The sequence below is a fragment of the Bifidobacterium sp. M0399 genome (assembly GCF_016100595.1).
GTDB lineage: Bacteria > Actinomycetota > Actinomycetes > Actinomycetales > Bifidobacteriaceae > Bombiscardovia > Bombiscardovia polysaccharolytica.
Genome location: NZ_JACFSD010000003.1, coordinates 249,580 through 267,058 on the forward strand (window position 1 = coordinate 249,580; position 17,479 = coordinate 267,058).

The window sequence follows — 17,479 nt, forward strand, 5'->3', positions numbered from 1 at the left end:
GTCTACCTGTCAGCCGGGAGATTGGCTCTGGTTTCAGCAATGCCTGTGCCCAAGACCTGCCTGGCTGGTTCTGATATGGAACGACGATTTTGTTCAATAGCAAAGGCGTGTTACCCTGAATTTGCAACGTTGCAAATCAACATGAACCGGTCGGTCCGGCTCGCAGGGTGTTGATGTTTGATGCCCGGGGGCCGACGGGTTCTGAAAAACGATGCAGGGTTGCCGGCATACGGGTGTGCCGGTCCCATCGAGAGGAGCAAGAGGGATGGTGAGTGTCTTCAATGAAGAAAGACACGGGGGAGGTGGAACCCACATGCCCTTATTTGCGCGACGTTGGCTCAGGCTGTTGCTGAGCCTGGCGGCCATATGCGGCATGGTGGTCTCGACCGCAGGCTGTGGCGGCGGCGATCAATCCGCCAAGGAGATCTACTTCTGGAATGGTTTGACCGGCGATGACGGTCCGGCCATGCAGAAAATCATCAAGGCCTTCAATGCACAGAGCCCCGAGTACAAGGTGGTCTTCCAGCCCATGAACGGCGGAGATCTGACCACCAAGATCTACAGCGTCATGCAGACCGGGAAGAACATCCCCGATCTGGTCATCAACGATTCGTTCTCCACTTCGGTTCTGCAGAGCCAGGGGCTGCTCAACCCCTCCTCGGTGTGGACCAAATACCACCCGGAGCTCAAGGAGTCGAGCTTCCTGCCGCAGGCCTGGCAGAACACCGTCGTCAAGGGGAAGTCCTACGGCATCCCCCTGTACATGTTCCAGATGGCCATCTATTACAACAAGGATCTGATCCACAAGTACGGCCTGGACTATATCCTGGACGACCGGCTGGTCACCACCGATGAGATCGCCTCCATGAAGGGCAAGCTGCCCAAGGACGTCTATGGGCTCTGCCTGGGCAACCTGCCCTGGGCCATGATGTCCCTGCTCTACAGCACCGGCACCAACATCGAGGATGGCGTCAAGGACATGACCGGTCCGGGCTGGCGCAAGCCGCTCAAGGCACTGCGCGACCTCAACGACCAGGGCATGCTCTCGCCCATCGACAGCGACGGTGAGCAGGTCTTCGCCTCTGGGCATGCGGTCTTCGGCATGCTGGGCACCTGGGCGCAGGGCAACATGTCCTCCACCCTGGGCAAGGACAAGGTTGGCGAGATCAACACCCTCCAGTACGGTACCGAGCATCCTTCCAACTTCCTGTACCAGCAGAACTGGCTCCAGCTCAAGGACAAGAACCGGCCCGAGGCCAAGGTCAAAGCGGCCGCCGACTTTGTGGACTTCGTCTACAGGAATTGGATGATGTGGTCGGACGTAGGGTCCATCTCTCCGGCCTACCGTGACCTGAACAACCCGGAATACCAGAAGCTCATCCAGGCCTCCTTCACCAATGACAAGCGTGAACGGCAGTGGATCAAGACATCCAACTACATCTATGGCGGCTATGCCACTGCCGGGTGGGGATCCTTCATGGACATCGTCTATCGGAACATCTCCCTGGAGGAAGGTCTGAAGACGCTTGATCTGATGACCCAGGGCCAGATCCAGATTCAGGAGCAATCATGAGCGCGCACGGCACAACCGCAGTCATGGATGGACGGGGCAAGCGCCGTCCGCTGGGACAGAAGTCCTTCTGGCATGCCTTCCCCTACATCGCCCCGCACATGGTGGTCTTCGCCATCTTCGGCGTCATCCCGATCTTCTTCGGCATCTACCTGGCCTTCACCAGGTGGAACCTGGTTGGTTCCCCCACCTGGGTCGGGCTGGACAACTTCAAGCTGATCTTTGACAAGTCCACCTACTTCTACTCCATTTTCTGGAGGGACATGTGGCACACGATCATCTTCGTGCTGATCAGCGTGCCCCTGACCATCATCGTCCCCCTGTTGCTGGCCTGCGCCCTGCAGACCAAGCACCTGAAGGGAGTGGGGCTCTTCCAGGCCATCTTCTATGTGCCCGGTCTGATCTCCGTGGCCGCAGGAGCCCTGGTCTGGCGGCTGGTCTTCAACTCCCAGTTCGGCCTGCTCAACACCACTTTCCGGTGGGACATCAACTGGCTGGGCAAGCAGCCCTGGGCCTGGATCGCCATCTTCGTCCTCAGTCTCTGGGGAGGCATCGGTGGCAACCTGATCATTTATCGGTCGGCCCTGTCCGGGGTAAGCCAGGATCTGTACGAGGCGGCCTCGGTGGATGGCGCCGGACCCATCCGGCAGTTCTTCAGCATCACCCTGCCGGCCATCAAGCTGCCACTCTTCTATACGACCATCATGACCACCGGCGGCGCCTTCAACGTCTGGGGCCAGCCACAAATGCTGACCGGCGGCGGTCCTGCCTACACTTCGCAGGTGCTGCTGATGGACATCAGGAACCTGGCCTTCCCGCAAGGGCCTTCGGCCGCTGGCATGGCCTCCGCAATGGCCCTGCTGCTGGGGATCATCCTCATGCTGATCTCCCTGGTCCAGATATTCTTCATGAACAAGGAGGACTGACATGAGTTCGGCAACCCTTGATATGGCATCCCTGGGCAAGGGGCTCAAGGCTCCTGGCCCCAGCGCAACGGTTCCCGGCGGCGAGAACGTGCCCGAAAACCACCACAAGGTGCTCAAGCCTTCGCTGGTGGCCATCTATGCGGTGCTGATCGTCCTGGCTGTGGTCTGGATCATTCCTGTGGTCTATACCATCACGACATCGTTCAAGTCACCCCAGGAGTTCCTGAAGAACGCCTACAACTTCCTGCCTGCGCACTGGGTCACCGTCAACTATCTGACCCTGCTGCAGGCCTCGGCCTCCTACCCGGTCTTCAACTGGCTGGGCAACTCGCTGGTCATCTCGCTGTCCCATGGCATCCTGGCGGTCTGCGTGGTGGCTCTGGCCGGGTACGGCTACTCCCGAATCAACTTCAAGGGCAGGGACACGCTCTTCTTCGTCCTCCTGCTCATCTCGATGTTCCCGGGTGTGGTCAACATGATTCCCTCATACCGCATCGTGGCCACTTTCGGCTGGATCAACTCATACTGGTCCTGCATCATCCCCGGCTTGGGGAACGTGGCCAACATCTTCCTGGTGCGCAACTTCATGAAGGGGATCCCCAAGGAGATCGACGAGGCCGCCGAGATTGACGGCGCCGGCGATTTCCGCATCTTCCGCAGCATCATGCTGCCCTCCATCCGCCCGATCCTGATTGTGATCTTCCTGTTCGCCTTCACTGGAGCATGGAACGACTTCCTCTGGCCCACTTTGGTCTTCAACGACATCAAGAAGACCCCGGTCACGGCCGGCCTGCAGCTGCTGGGCAACCAGATGATGCAGTACAACCAGATGGGCACGCTTTGCGCGGCCACCTGCCTGGCCATCATCCCTACCCTGCTGCTCTTCGTATTCGCCCAGCGCTACTTCCTGCAGTCGCTGAACATCACCTCGGGCCTCAAGGGCTGAATCAGGAAAGGCGGCAACAATGGCAAAGGAAAACCGTAGCGATCATCTGGCGGGCAAGGACGTAGCGAGCAGAAGGACCGAGAAGATCATCCTCCTGGTGGCGGCAGCCATCAACGTGATCATGGCCTCGGTCACCATGTTCATATACTCGCCTTGGTTCAAGGACGAGGGCTATGCCATTCTCGGCCGGGCCGGACGTCTGGCCGACGATATGGCCACAGTCAACGGCGCGGCCACCGTGGCCCAATCCTACGGTTTTCTGCTGCTTATTCTTGGGGCGGTCTCCTTCATTGTGGCTCTGCGGGCCATGCGGCCCTCGACGATTATTCGAGGGGTGCAGTACTGGATGATCTTCTGCATGGTCTTTTCCTTGGCCACGGCGGATTGGCTTTCGCTGATCGCCTACGGCCTGGCCTTCGTCACCTATGTGGCCAGAAACAAGACCATCCGCCGGATCTCGTCGAGTCGAAGGTGACCAGCCCCGGGGGTATGCGGCGCCCCTGACCGCTGCACTTCCAATCCCCTCCCCTTGTCCGAAACCATCGGGCAATGGGGAGGGATTTTTGATTTTGGGCAATCTTCTTCTGCGTGCCTTGTTGACATGACCCCTGCCCGGCTTCTATACTAAGTCGAAACGATTCGATATTTCGGTTGCATCGACGAAGATGGTCAGCGCCTGCAGTACACCCGAAGTCGAAACCTTTCGACACATTGAATCGCAGTAGATGGATGCAAGGATGCAAGGAAGTTAGGAGCCATCATGAAGATCAGAAGAGGGATCGGGGCGGCCTTGGCCTTGGCCATGTCGATCCTGCCGCTGGCGGCCTGTGGATCGGGGGGCGATGCTCCCCAGGAAGCCCATCCGTCCAGCATCAAAATCTGGTACTACGAGGAGCCCAGCAGCGGTCAGGCCCGGGGTTGGCTGAAAGCTGCAGATATCTTTACCCGCCAGACCGGCATCAAGGTGGATTTCGAAGTCAAGTCTTTCACTCAGATTGCCCAGAACGGCAGTCAGTTCCTTAATTCGGACGACGCCCCGGACGTCATGGAGTCCAATCGTGGCAACGGCTCGGCTGGGGTCCTGTCCACCCTGCAGCTGCTGACCGACCTCAAGCCCTATGTGCAGAAGTACGGCTGGGACAAGAAGGTGCGCGGCCAGGCAGCAGCTGTGGGCAAGTACGACAAGCGCGGCGTCATGGACGGGAATACCTGGTACGGGGTTTCCTCCTACGCGGAGATGCAGCGCGTCTACTACAACAAGGACCTTTTTGATAAGTACAAAATCCCCATCCCTCGTACTTTCGACCAGTTCGTGGCAGCCCTCAAGGCTTTTAAAAGCCACGGGGTCACGCCCATAGCGGCCGATGCCCAGGAATACGGGGTGCTTTGGCTCTGGTGGCAGCTGGCCATGACCAAGGCCGATGCCCGATTCGTCGATGATTGGCAGCTCTACAAGCATCCGGTCAACTGGCGCAGCAAGCCGCTGACCTTCGCCACCAATACCATCCGTGACTGGATCGACAAGGGATACATCTCCAAGAACGCCACCGGTATGAAGGCCGAGGACACGACCACGGCATTCATCAAGGGGACCTATCCCATCTACCAGACCGGCACCTGGAACCAGACCCGCTTCATGGAGCAGGTGAAGGCCTTCGACTGGACGGCATCCATCTTCCCAGGGGCCAGGATGGTCGAGGGCTGCGCGGGCAATCTGCTGGTCATCCCGCAGAAGTCACGGCGCAAGGATGCTGCAGCCCGCTATATCAATGTGGTTCTGTCCAAGGAGGTTCAGAACTACATCGGCAACAAGGGCGGCGTGCCGGTGGCGGCCGATACGGACGCCATCACCAACCCCAAGAGTCGTGATCTGGTCAACGAATACACCAAAGCCTCGGACGCCAGCCGGATGAGCTACTATCCCGACTACCCTGCGCCCAACCTGACCGACGCCATGCCGGCCGCCTTCCAGGAGCTGGTCAACGGTACCAAGACCCCCGACCAGGTTCTGGACACCCTGCATAAGAACTACGACGACGGCGTCGCCCAGCTCGATCTGGATGACGACTGAGCTGCGTCAATCCGCCAAGGAGAGTACAAGCATGTCTGACACACATAGCAGGAAAAAGGCGCAGTCCCGAATCCCGGGCAGTGCGCCCTCGCGGTTCGTCCCTTATCTGATTCCCGGTCTGATAGGCATTGTGGCCATCGTCATCGTGCCCATTTTCTGGAACATCTACCTGAGCTTCACCCGCTGGAGAGGGGTGGGGCCAACCAAATGGGTGGGTCTGCGCAACTGGCGACGGCTCATGGGCGATTCGACCTTCTGGGTCTCCTTCGGGCACACCCTCTGGATCATTGTGGCCATCGTCATCATTCCCACGGTTCTGGGCCTGCTGATCTCCTCGGCCCTGACCGACGTGATCCAGAAGAAGTTCGGCCCTCATACCTCTTCGACCCTGCGGGCTCTCTATTACCTGCCTCAGGTCCTGCCAGTGGCAGTGGCCACCATCATTATGGGCTGGATCTTTCGGCCTGAAGACGGTGCGGTCAACGACCTGCTGACCAAGATCGGCCTAGGCGGCTTGGCCCATAACTGGCTGGGTTCGACCACCACGGCCCTGCCCATCCTCATGGTCATCCTGATCTGGATCCAGCTGGGCTATCCCATCGTCATCTTCATGTCCGGACTGCAGCGGGTGGATCCTGAACTCTACGAGGCGGCCAGCCTGGACGGGGCCAACTGGTGGCAGAAGTTCCGCGTCATCACCCTGCCCTCCATCATTCCCGAGCTGCTGGTGGTCATCCTCACCTCCACCATCGGCGCTCTGAAGACCTTCGCTCCGGTCTATCTGCTGACCAAGGGCGGGCCCGGCACCTCCACCATGGTTCCCTCCTACTACTCCTACAACCAGTTCTTCCAGGTGCAGCAGGTGGGCTACGGCGCCGCCATCTCGACATCCCTGACCGTGGTCATCGTCATCTTCTCCATCGTCTTCACCATTGTGCAGAAGCGCGTGCAAAAGAGCATCGCCTGAGGAAGGCTAGGAAGCACATCATGAATAATCAAGCCACACTGCAAGCCGACGCCCGGGTGTCCTCCCGGCACGCCCGTAGAATCCGCACCTGGGGGAACTGGGCCGGTCTGATCCTGCTCATCGCGGGAGCTGTGATCATGCTCTTCCCCCTGCTGATCCTGGTCCTGAACGCCTTCAAGACCACGGCTGACTACAACGCCACGGGCCCCCTGTCCGTGCCCGCCCACTTCAGCATGGACGGCATCATCTCCTTCTGGAACAAGAGCAATTTCCCGCTCAAACTGGGCAACTCCCTGCTGATTTCCCTGGTGGTTGCCGTGGTCGGGGTCCTGCTTTCGGTCCTCAATTCCTTCGCCCTGGGCATTGGCAGAGTCAAGGGCAACACGGTCATCCTCCTGTTCATCATGCTGGCCAACATGGTTCCCCAGGAGGCCCTGCTCTACCCGCTCTACGTCATGTTCAAGTGGATGGGCTTCTATAACTCCCAGTGGTCCATCATCATCATCTTCACCATTATTCAGAGCGCCTACGGTACTTATCTGCTTTCCTCGGTCTACGGGACCTTCCCCCAGGCCATACTGGAGGCGGCCACCGTCGACGGGGCCTCGCGCTGGCAGATTCTTCGCAAGATCGTACTGCCGGTGTCCTGGTCGACCATCAGCGTCCTCTTCGTCTTCTTCTTCATTTGGACCTGGAACGAGTACATGATTCCCATGGCCTTCCTGATGAGCGAGAAGACGCAGACCATTCCGCTGGCCTTGGCCACCATGCAAGGGCAGCACACCATGGCCGCCACCGACCTGGCCTCCGCCTCCCTGCTCAGCATCATCCCCACCATCATCTTCTTCATCTTCTTCCAGAGGAAGCTCTCGCAGGGGATAGTGGCTGGCGCTGTCAAGTAATCGCCGCCGTACAAGTACACTGAACATGGCCGCCCGCTGCAAGAAGGCAGAGGAGGGGAGCGGGCGGCCCGAATATGAAAGGCAACCACAACCATGGGTATGACCATGCCGAACATCACCAACGGTCTTGAGGCGCTGACCCGCCCATCCACAGACCGCACCCGCTGCATCAACGCCGAGAACCCTCGGGGAGGCAAAGGCAGAGCGGCCATGACAGCCAGTAATCTGGGCCCCTCAAGGAAGGGGACTCCTTGCCTGAAGAACATTCCTCCCGGGAAGGACATGGTTCTGGCCGACCTGTCCGGCGCGGGCGAGATCCGTCATATCTGGATGACCGTGACCGATGCCACCTCGCCCACCGGGCCCAACGTCCTGCGCAATCTGATCCTGGAATGCTACTGGGATGGCGAGCAGACACCCTCGGTTTGCGTGCCCCTGGGCGACTTCTTCTGCTGCGGTCACGCCCAGGCCTGCAGGGTGGAGTCCGTGCCTGTGGCCGTCTACCCGCGCCGGGGCTTCAACTGCTATTGGCCCATGCCCTTCCATGATGGGGCCCGGATTGTCCTGCGCAACCGGCACAACGAACCCATTGAGGCCTTCTTCTACCAGATCGACTATGTGGAGAAGGACGAGCTGCCCGAGGAGGTCATGACCTTCCATGCCCAGTGGCGCCGTCAGCGGGTCACCGAACTTGGCCAGGACTATGTGATCCTGGATGGGGTGCATGGCCGGGGCTCATACGTAGGCACCTATCTGGCTCTGACCGCTCTGGAGAGCCGCTGGTGGGGGGAAGGCGAGGTCAAGGTCTACCTGGACGGAGACAAGGACTATCCCACCTGGTGCTCCACGGGAAGCGAGGACTACTTCGGCGGTGCCTGGAGCTTTGCCGGGCAGGACCCGGATGGCAGGATGCGCGAGGTCACCTACAGCGGGGCCTACATGGGATTTCCCTTCCACTCCAGGCAGTTGGACAACCGCGAATCCCAGTACTGGGATGCCGACACCCCGGTGACCAGGGGGTTCTACCGTTGGCACATCCCCGACCCGATTATTTTCAGCAGCGATATCAAGGTGACCTTGCAGCAGATAGGTGTGGACGAACAAGGCTACTTCGAACGTCAGGATGATCTGGCCAGCGTGGCCTATTGGTACCAGCAGGAGCCCCATAAGCCCTTCCCGCAGAACGTGCTGGAGACGGGGGAGCGGGACCGCCGACCCCGTTGATTGGCTCAGGCGGCCTCCTGCTTCTGTCTGCTGATGGAGGCGCGATCGATCAGCCTGGGGCGCTCCAGTAGGACTCGTCCAGCCAGAGAAGCCCCCTCCTCCACAGCCTGTGTCAGCAGATCCGCAGCCTTGGCGCACAGTGAGCGGGGGGTAAGTGGTATCTCAGAGATACCCTGAAGCTCAAGAGTATGGCTGACCTTGCCTGCAGCGCAGGACAGAACAGCCACGTCATCGGGAATGCTCATGCCGTCTGAGTGCATGCGGACCACCACAGTGTCCAGTAGGGAGGGGCGGATCTGGCCGATCAGACCATCAATGCGGCCGTGATGGATGATGTCCAGCACTTGCTGGGTGTAGGCAAGATCGCTGCCGGTAGGGCCCGGTTCAAGCTGCAGATCCATCCCCAGACGGCAGGCCCAGGTTTTGAGACTGCGTAGCAGGATGAGGCGGAAGCCGGACCCGCGCCGGTATTCGCCCTCCAGATCCTCCAGAAAGAGCAGGCGTTTGCGTCCCGCTCTGGCCATGGCTTCCACCGCCATACGACCCATCAGGTCAAAGTCCAGATCCACACAGGCGCATGCTGTGTGCTGCCGAGGCAACCCCAGTGCCACGCAGGGGCGTCCATACGAGGCGGCCTGCGCGGCGCGGATGTCATCGTCCACCAGATCCATCAGCACTACGCCGTCGGCCAGATTGCTGCGGGTGACCCGCCGGATGTCTTCAGCGCCATTCTCGGCAGTCAGCAATAGGGAGTCATAGCCACGGGCATGCTCGCAGCTGGCCATCTCGATGAAGTAGTCCGCGTAGGAGGCCCGGTTCTGACCGGGTCGGAGCGGGGCGCTCAGAGCGACGATCTGATTGCGCTTGGCCCGCAGCATCCGGGCGCCGGCATCCGGGGCGTAGTCCAGCTCACCGGCGGCCTGCATGATCCGCTGGTAGGTTCCCGGAGAGACGGGACGCTTGCCGGAGAAGGCATAGGAGACTGTGCTGACCGAGACCCCGGCCCTTCTGGCGACATCGCGTATGTCGGACATGGGTTCAGCGGCTCAGGTCCCAGGTGCTGCCAGCGGGTGTGTCAGCCACGGTCACACCGGCCGCTGCTAGCTGGTCCCGAATAGCATCGGACCGGGCGAAGTCATGATCCTTTCGCGCTTGATCCCGTTCCTGCAACTGCTGGCCTACCAAGGCATCCAAGGTGTTCATGGCTCGATTGTCATGGACGGCCGCGGCTCCTGCCCAGTGGGGATCAAGTGGATCGAGTCCGAAGACATCAAGCATGGCTCTGACCTGGAGCAGGGCATTAGCCAGCCACTTCCGATCCAGGGCAGCCTGGTCCGCATCCATGGTCGCGTTGGCTTGACGAATCAGCGCATAGAGGGCAGCGAGACCGCCAGAGACGTTGATGTCGTCATTCATGGCCTGCACAAAGTCCTCTGGTAGATCGTCCGCGCCCAGTCCCGTTACCCGGGCACGCTCGGGCTGCGCTCCCAGGATTCGTCCGGCCCGGTCCATGAAGTTGCTGATGCGCTCGTATGCGCCCTCGGCCTCCTGCAGGGACTGGTCGGACCATTCCAGCATGGACCGGTACTGCACCGAGACCAGGGCGTAGCGCACCACCCAGGCAGGATGCTGCGACAGCACCTGGTCGACGGACAGCCCGTTGCCCAGGGACTTGCTCATCTTCTCGCCCTTCTGGGTCACCCAGGCCGTGTGCATCCATCGATGGGCGAACCCCCAGCCGGCTGCGTGCGACTGGGCCATCTCGTTCTCATGATGGGGGAATCGAAGGTCAAGACCGCCTCCGTGGATGTCGAAATCCGCACCCAGATAGCGGTGGCTCATGGCCGAGCATTCCAGATGCCAGCCTGGCCGACCTGTGCCGAAGGGTGTTTGCCAGCGGGCCGTGGGCGGATCGGTGGGTTTGGGCGCCTTCCAAAGTGCGAAGTCGCGGGGGTCGCGCTTGCCGGGCTCTTCATCGGAGTTGGCAGCCTGGTCATCGGTGTCGATACTGGGTCCCAGCCGGTCGTTGGCGGCGGCCTGCTCGTCAGCGGGCTGGGTGCCGGTCTGCTGGTGGGTCAGGGCGCCATACTCAGGCCAGGAGGCCACGTCGAAGTAGACGTTGCCTGATGGGCGGCCCTGTTCGTCGGGCACCACATAGGCGTGGCCGCGGTCGATGATGCGCTGGATCAGGTCGATCATCTCGGGGATGTGCCCGGTGGCCCTGGGCTCGTAAGTAGGTGGCAGGACTCCCATGGTCTCGTAGGCATGGGTGAATTCGCGCTCGTAGATGTAGGCCCGCTCCCACCAGCGCTGGCCGTTGGCCGCCGCCTTGGTCAGGATTTTGTCGTCAATGTCGGTCACGTTCCGGATCAGGGTCACCTGGTATCCCAGCCTGAGCAGCCAGCGTCGGATCACGTCGAAGGCCAGGGTGGTCCTGATGTGGCCAATGTGGGGCGAGCTCTGCACCGTGGCTCCGCACACATAGATGCCGACCTTGCCCGGTTCAATGGGTCTGAAGGGGGTCACCTGGTGATCAGCAGTGTCATACAGACGTAGACCAGCTGCGGCCAGGCTGACTGAAGCCTTGGAATCATGCGGTTGCGAACTCGTGTCCATATCCTTGAGCCTATCAAGGCTTGCTGACTGTCCAGGGGGAATGCCGAGCCCGCAGACTCGGTCCGACGGCATATGTGCAAGAATGGAATCATGGCGAAACCTAGGGTGCTGGTACTCCAGCATGTGGATTGGGAAAAGCCGGGTCGCATTCTCGACAATCTTCAGGAGTGCGGGCTGGACACCGAGATCACCAATATCGTGGATGAGAAGAAGCCCAAGCTGCCGCGCTCGCGTGAATTGGCGGGGCTGGTCATCATGGGCGGGCCCATGTCGGCCGATGACTACGCGCAACACCCCGGACTCAAGGCGGAGACCAAGCTGGCCAAGGCGGCGATGGCTGCCAACAAGCCCATTCTGGGGATCTGCCTGGGTCATCAGATTCTGGCGCGGGCCCTGGGAGGCACCCTGATGAAGGACCAGGATCCCGAATACGGCATGGGGCCCATCCGCTGGGTGGGGCAGGACGACGACGTGGCCATGTGGAGCAAGAACACGGATGTGCTGCACTGGCATGCCGACCAGGTCACCCTGCCGCCGGGGGCCAAGCTACTGGCCCGCTCCCAGGCCACCAAGGTTCAGGCTTTTCGGCTGGGGTCGGCTCTGGGCCTGCAGTTCCATTTGGAGGTGACGGCGCCTATCTTCGAGGAGTGGATGCAGGTGCCCAGCATGGTTGGCACGATCAAGAAGTCCAAGATCGCTAAAATGCGCGACGAATTTATCAAAGGGATGCCGCAGATGCAGCCTCTGGCCGACGCAATCTTCTCCGCCTTTGCGGCCCGGTGCTCGACCCAGGCCGCTCAGCTGGCTGCCGCCTGAGACTACTCCAGCTCCTCCCCGATGGTCAGCCACTCCTCCTCCAGCTGGTCCGACTGCCCGGTCAAATCCTTAAGCTTGCTGTTGAGCTCGTTGAGGCCCTGGTAGTCGCCAGGGTCATGCTCAGCCATCTGCCGTTCAAGTTCCTTGCGCTGATCGGCCAGCTTGGCCAGCTTGCGTTCGATGGCGGATGCCTGCTTGCTCAGATTTCGTCTGGCAACTCGTTCGGCCTTGGCCTGATTGGGATTCCCAGCCTCCTTGGCTGATGTCTGACTTGGAGCATCCGCAGCCTCCCGGTCGGCAGACTCGACCATATCCAGGTAGTCCTGAACACCGCCGGGCAGATGAACCACCTTGCCATTGATCAACGCGAACTGCTGGTCGGTCACCCTCTCCAGCAGGTAGCGATCATGGGAGACCACAATCAGGGTGCCCGGCCATGAGTCCAGCATGTCCTCCATGACGGCCAGCATGTCGGTATCCAGGTCGTTGCCTGGCTCGTCCATGATCAGCACGTTGGGCTCGTCCAGTAGGATGAGCAGGAGCTGCATACGGCGCTTCTGCCCGCCAGACAGGTCGCTGATTCTGGTCATCAGCTGGGAGCTTTCAAAGCCCAGGCGCTCCATCAATTGGCTCGGGGACACCTCCTTGCCTTCCACCAGATAGGTGGGCTTGTAGCGGCTGAGGACCTCTTTGATTCGATAGCGGCCCAGTTTCTCCAGCTCATCCAGACGCTGGGTCAGCACCGCAAAGCGGACCGTCTTGCCGACCTTGACGTGTCCTGCCGTGGGAGACACACTGCCGTCAATCAGACCCAGCAGAGTGGACTTGCCTGCCCCGTTGGCGCCTACGATGCCGAATCGGTCGCCAGGGCCGATTAGCCAGGTCACGTCGTCCAGGACCTTGTGTCCGCTGATGGTAAGGGTGTCGGCCGCTGCAGTGCCCGGACGGTTCTGGCCGTCTTCGCCATCCTTGTCGGGATCAGCAGCCACTGTTACTGAGCCCATCAGAGGACGCTCGGCATGAGGGGAGGGGACCCGGTTGTCATTGCCTTCGGCGGCATCGGAGTCGGTTCCCGGATAGATTTTGGTTACGTCGACCAGGTCCACCACCTGCTTGCCCAGGCGGGAGGTGGCCATCCGCTTGAGTTCCAGGCTGTTGCGCATGGGTGGCACGTCGGCGATCAGCTCCTGCGCGGCCTTGACATGGAACTTCTGCTTGGTCGATCGGGCCCGGGCACCTCGGGTCAGCCAGGCAAGTTCCTTGCGGGCCAGGTTCCGGCGCTTGGTCTCGGCCAGATCCGCCTGGCGCTCGCGCTCCACCCGCTGGAGCATGTAGGCGCTGTAGCCGCCCTCGAAGGGGTCGATGGTTCCGTCATGCACCTCCCACATGGAGGTGCAGACCTCGTCCAGGAACCAGCGGTCGTGGGTGACCAGCAGTAGGGCTCCGGAATTCTTGGCCCAGCGGTTCTTCAGGTGCTCGGCCAGCCAGTGGATGGTGAGCAGGTCCAGATGATTGGTCGGCTCATCCAGGGCCAGGATGTCCCAATCCTGGAGCAGCAGCCGTGCCAAATCCACCCTGCGGCGCTGACCGCCGGACAGGGTGCCCACCTTGGCCTCCAGCTCCATGCCACCCAGAAGGGACTCGACGATTTCGCGGGATCTGGGGTCGGCGGCCCACTCGTAATCTTGTCGGTTCTCCAAGGCCGCCTTGCGGACCGTGTCCTCGTCTTTCAGGGGGTCACGCTGGTCCAGCATGCCGAAGGTGAGTCCATTGCGCATGGTCACCCGGCCCTGATCCGGTTCCTGGGTCCCTTTCAGCAGGTGCAGCAGGGTGGACTTGCCGTCGCCGTTTCGGCCCACGATGCCGATCCGATCACCCTCGAAGATGCCCTGAGTCACATCCGTAAAGATGGTTTTGGTGGCGAATGACAGAGCGACGTGTTCCAGACCGAGATCATAGATGGGCATGATTCCCCAATCTACCGCCAGCCTTGGATGGAATGAGCTGTGGGCTTTTCGGGGAAGGGGATTATTGGTCCTGGTCGTTCTCCTGGTCCCGCTGACGAATTCTATCCAGATAACCGGTTTTGTCCGCATCGGTGAGAGGCCGCAGGACAGTGCAGGGGTTGCCGACCGCAACTACCTGTTCCGGTATGTCATGAGTCACGACAGACCCCGCTCCGATGACGGCTCCACGGCCAATCCGCACTCCTCCCAGGACGACCACGTGACCACCCAGCCAGGCACCCTGGCATATCTCGATGGGTCGGGCCTGGCAGGCACCGGCCTTCCGTTCCTCATAGTCCAAGGCATGGTTGGTGCAGAAGAGCCCCGCGCCGGGGCCTATCCACACGTTCCTGCCTATGGTGATCGGAGCGTTGTCCAGCATGACGGCGCCGTAATTGATCAGAGTCTGACTGCCGATCCGTATGTTGCAGCCTACCTCGCATCTGAAGTCCGGGTTGATGACGACATCCTGCCCCACTTGGCCGAGCAGGTCTTCCAGAATCCTTCGGCGTTCCTGCTTCTGTCCGGGGCCGGTCCTGTTGTATTCCATGAAGAGGCTTTCGGCCCGTCCCCTTTGGCGATCGATGTCGGGGTGGGTGTCCTGATAGACCTGGCCGGATACCATCCGCTCCCATTCGATTCGGCCCGTCCGGCTCATTCCTTCCATTACATCGTCAGTCATGGGCACCACCTTCTAGGATTTCAGAATGAGTCAGCGGCCGGTGATCTGCGAGCCCAGTACCTTCTCGCTCAGGGCCCGGGGTCCCCGAGTGACGGCCACGGCGCCCGACCGGACCAGTTCGATGATGCCGAAGGGCCGCAGCAGACGCAGCAGGGCTTCCAACTTGCCCTCGGCCCCGGTGGCCTCAATGGTCAGGGACTCGGGGTGGACGTCGACCACGCGCACGCGGAAGAGTTTGACAATCTCCAGCACGTCGGAGCGGTTGCGTTCGTTGGCCTTGACCTTGATCATGACCAGCTCGCGCTCCACGGCCTCATCGCCCTTGAGCTCGACGATCTTGAGCACATGCAGGAGCTTGTTGAGCTGCTTGATGATCTGCTCCAGGGGGACGGCCTCTACGTCAGCCGTGACCGTAATCCGGGAGATATCGTCCCGCTCAGTGGACGAGACGGACAGGGAGTTGATATTGAAGGCGCGCCGGGCGAACAGGCCGGCCACCCTGGCTAGGACGCCGGGGCGGTTCTCGACCAGGACGGAAAGGGTGTGCCGTTCGGAACCGGGCTTGGATGCTGGATAATTGGCCATGTGGTGCCCCTTTCCTACTTGTTCATGCGACCGGCGGCGTCGCTGGCCATGGCTGCCCGGTCGGCTCCGGTCTGCTCATGCGGCTCGGGCTGCTCCTGCTCCGGACGGATGCCGGCCAGGGGCTGCACGCCAGGCTTGTAGATGATGGTGTCATTGGAGGCGCCTGCCGGGACCATGGGCCATACCATGGCATCCTTCCAGACGCGGAAGTCGATCAGGACCGGTCGGTCGGTCACTGCGTTGGCCTTATCGATGGCCTCCAGGGCCTGCTCCTGGGTAAAGGCCCGCAGTCCCAGGCAGCCATAGGCCTCGGCCAGTTTGACGAAGTCGGGGATGCCGTTGCCGTCTGTGGGCTTTGCGCCGCCATCCTCAAGGTTGGTCTGGGAATAGTGGCTGCCGTAGAAGAGGGTCTGCCACTGACGGACCATGCCGTAGACAGAGTTGTTGAGTATGGCGATACGGATGGGCAGTCCCGCCTGCCCGGCCGTGGCCAGCTCTTCGGAGGTCATCTGGAAGGAGCCGTCCCCGTCGATCAGCCAGACGGGCCGCGGATCTTCCTCTTCTCTGGTGCCGATTGCTGTTCCTATTGCAGCGGGCAGGCCGTAACCCATGGTCCCCAGTCCGCAGGAGGAGACCCAGGAGCGGGTGCGTTCGAAGTCGATGAACTGGCTGGCCCACATCTGGTGCTGGCCTACGCCGGATACCCAGATGGTATTCGGATCGGCCTTGTTGCTCAAGGTCTGAACCACCCACTGGGGGGCTAGGGTGCCGTCTGGGCTGGGTTCAAAAGTGGTGGGGTAGTCGTGCCGCCAGCCGTCGATCAGCCGCCACCAGGGCTTGAGATCGGGCTTGCCCCAGGTGCGCTGGGCCGCCTTGAGCGCCGGGATCAGGTCGTCCAGCACCTGGCCCACGTCCCCGACGATGGGTACGTCTGCCTGCCGGTTCTTGCCGATCTCGGCCGGGTCGATGTCGATGTGGATGACCCGGGCCACCGGAGCGAAGTCCTCCAGGCTGCCGGTCACCCGGTCGTCGAAGCGTGTGCCCACTGCCACCAGCAGGTCGGAGTGTTGGATGGCCCCGTTGGCGGCCACCGTGCCGTGCATGCCGGGCATTCCCAGAACTGCCGGATCGGAGTCGGGCACGATGCCTCGCGCAGGCAGGGTGGTGACCATGGGGGCACCGGTGGCTCGAACGAGTTCCTGAACCTGTCGACGGGCATCTGACCGGACTGCGCCTCCGCCCACATACAGGACCGGCCTGTGCGACTGGACCAGGAGCCGGGCGGCATCATCCAGGACGTGCCCGTGGGCCCGCGTCACCGGGTTGTAGCCGGGCAGGATCATCTCCTGGGGCCAGGAGTAGAGCATTTTGCCGTTTTGAGCCGTCTTGCTCAAATCCACCACTACCGGGCCAGGCCTTCCCGAGCGGGCGATGTGGTAGGCCTCGGTCATGACCCGGGGGATGTCCTGGGCCTTGGTCACCAGATAGGAGTGCTTGGCCACCGGGTAGGTGATGCCCACGATGTCGGCCTCCTGGAAGGCGTCGGTGCCGATGGAGTCCACACCCACCTGGCCGGTCACCACCACCAGGGGAACCGAGTCCATCATGGCATCGGCTATGGGGGTGACCATATTGGTGGCTCCAGGTCCGGAGGTCACCAGGCAGACCCCCACCTTGCCCGTGGAGACGGCGTAGCCCTCGGCAGCATGCCCCGCGGCCTGCTCGTGGCGGGTCAGTGTGAAGTTGAAGCGCACCTGTTCGTCAATGGCGTCGTAGGCAGGCAGAATGGCCCCTCCTGGAACGCCGAAGACCTGGGTGACCCCCAAATCCTCCAGGGACCGAATAAGCGCCTGGGCTCCCGTCATGGGTTCGCCCTGGGCAGGGACATCCTTGTCGTCATGGTCCCAGTTCTTGGGTACTGAGCTGAACGCTTGCAGAGGTGTCGGCAGACTCATGTTTCCTCTCGACCTCCAGACTGCGCGCCGACCTGCGGCCGTGCATGTCGAAATACGAACCTGTCGGAGCGTCGGCGGGGTGGGCGGACGAATTCCGATCAGGAGGAAGCACCTATGCCGTTCGTGACGGCGTGCCTCCGGGTTATGCCCATAGTCTAAACAGGGGTCTGGTCGGGGCGTTGGCGCAGTACCGCATGTCGGAATTTCTACAGA

General features: G+C 61.4%; 15 protein-coding genes. 9 read left to right on the forward strand and 6 right to left on the reverse strand.

The window, feature by feature from the left end:
• Positions 1-313: 313 nt before the first annotated feature.
• From H3V09_RS07905 to H3V09_RS07940, 8 genes are all read left to right on the forward strand, one after another.
• Positions 314-1,573, forward strand: coding sequence for an ABC transporter substrate-binding protein (locus H3V09_RS07905; RefSeq protein ID WP_110424860.1), 1,260 nt, complete (start codon positions 314-316; stop codon positions 1,571-1,573).
• Positions 1,570-2,496 (forward strand): carbohydrate ABC transporter permease, encoded by a 927-nt coding sequence (locus tag H3V09_RS07910; RefSeq protein ID WP_232339504.1) that lies wholly within the window; start codon positions 1,570-1,572, stop codon positions 2,494-2,496. Before H3V09_RS07905 ends, H3V09_RS07910 begins: the two co-directional genes overlap by 4 nt.
• 1 nt (position 2,497) lies before the next feature.
• On the forward strand, positions 2,498-3,442 hold the full coding sequence (locus H3V09_RS07915; protein ID WP_232339503.1) for a carbohydrate ABC transporter permease: 945 nt from the start codon (positions 2,498-2,500) through the stop codon (positions 3,440-3,442).
• A gap of 19 nt (positions 3,443-3,461) precedes the next feature.
• Positions 3,462-3,917: a hypothetical protein gene (locus tag H3V09_RS07920; protein WP_046322451.1), complete on the forward strand. Its 456-nt coding sequence runs from the start codon at positions 3,462-3,464 to the stop codon at positions 3,915-3,917.
• A gap of 285 nt (positions 3,918-4,202) precedes the next feature.
• Positions 4,203-5,513, forward strand: a complete 1,311-nt coding sequence (locus tag H3V09_RS07925; RefSeq protein ID WP_198191494.1) for an ABC transporter substrate-binding protein — start codon at positions 4,203-4,205, stop codon at positions 5,511-5,513.
• 31 nt (positions 5,514-5,544) lie between these two features.
• Positions 5,545-6,480: a carbohydrate ABC transporter permease gene (locus H3V09_RS07930; protein ID WP_024627639.1), complete on the forward strand. Its 936-nt coding sequence runs from the start codon at positions 5,545-5,547 to the stop codon at positions 6,478-6,480.
• Positions 6,481-6,500: 20 nt separating this feature from the next.
• Complete coding sequence (locus H3V09_RS07935) at positions 6,501-7,382, forward strand: carbohydrate ABC transporter permease (RefSeq protein ID WP_046322455.1); 882 nt, start codon at positions 6,501-6,503, stop codon at positions 7,380-7,382.
• Positions 7,383-7,481: 99 nt separating this feature from the next.
• Entirely contained in the window at positions 7,482-8,606 is a 1,125-nt protein-coding gene (locus H3V09_RS07940; protein ID WP_232339528.1) for a glycoside hydrolase family 172 protein, read from the forward strand.
• Between the two features lie 5 nt (positions 8,607-8,611).
• On the opposite strand, the gene H3V09_RS07945 is transcribed toward H3V09_RS07940, so the two are convergent.
• Both H3V09_RS07945 and cysS read right to left on the reverse strand, forming a co-directional pair.
• Positions 8,612-9,640: a LacI family DNA-binding transcriptional regulator gene (locus H3V09_RS07945; protein WP_198191492.1), complete on the reverse strand. Its 1,029-nt coding sequence runs from the start codon at positions 9,638-9,640 to the stop codon at positions 8,612-8,614.
• Positions 9,641-9,644: 4 nt separating this feature from the next.
• Positions 9,645-11,222 (reverse strand): cysteine--tRNA ligase, encoded by a 1,578-nt coding sequence (gene cysS, locus H3V09_RS07950; protein WP_198191491.1) that lies wholly within the window; start codon positions 11,220-11,222, stop codon positions 9,645-9,647.
• Between the two features lie 90 nt (positions 11,223-11,312).
• Between cysS and H3V09_RS07955 the strand changes: the two genes are divergently transcribed.
• Positions 11,313-12,038, forward strand: coding sequence for a type 1 glutamine amidotransferase (locus tag H3V09_RS07955; RefSeq protein ID WP_121912578.1), 726 nt, complete (start codon positions 11,313-11,315; stop codon positions 12,036-12,038).
• Positions 12,039-12,040: 2 nt separating this feature from the next.
• Here H3V09_RS07955 and H3V09_RS07960 read toward each other — a convergent pair whose 3' ends face one another.
• The 4 genes from H3V09_RS07960 to H3V09_RS07975 all read right to left on the reverse strand — a co-directional run bounded on the left by H3V09_RS07960 (position 12,041) and on the right by H3V09_RS07975 (position 17,266).
• On the reverse strand, positions 12,041-14,005 hold the full coding sequence (locus H3V09_RS07960) for an ABC-F family ATP-binding cassette domain-containing protein (RefSeq protein ID WP_198191490.1): 1,965 nt from the start codon (positions 14,003-14,005) through the stop codon (positions 12,041-12,043).
• Between the two features lie 61 nt (positions 14,006-14,066).
• Complete coding sequence (locus tag H3V09_RS07965; RefSeq protein ID WP_198191489.1) at positions 14,067-14,726, reverse strand: sugar O-acetyltransferase; 660 nt, start codon at positions 14,724-14,726, stop codon at positions 14,067-14,069.
• Positions 14,727-14,756: 30 nt separating this feature from the next.
• A complete protein-coding gene (gene ilvN, locus H3V09_RS07970) occupies positions 14,757-15,311 on the reverse strand; it encodes an acetolactate synthase small subunit (RefSeq protein ID WP_015021375.1) in 555 nt (184 codons plus the stop codon).
• Between the two features lie 14 nt (positions 15,312-15,325).
• On the reverse strand, positions 15,326-17,266 hold the full coding sequence (locus H3V09_RS07975) for an acetolactate synthase large subunit (protein ID WP_198191488.1): 1,941 nt from the start codon (positions 17,264-17,266) through the stop codon (positions 15,326-15,328).
• Between the last annotated feature and the right edge of the window lie 213 nt (positions 17,267-17,479).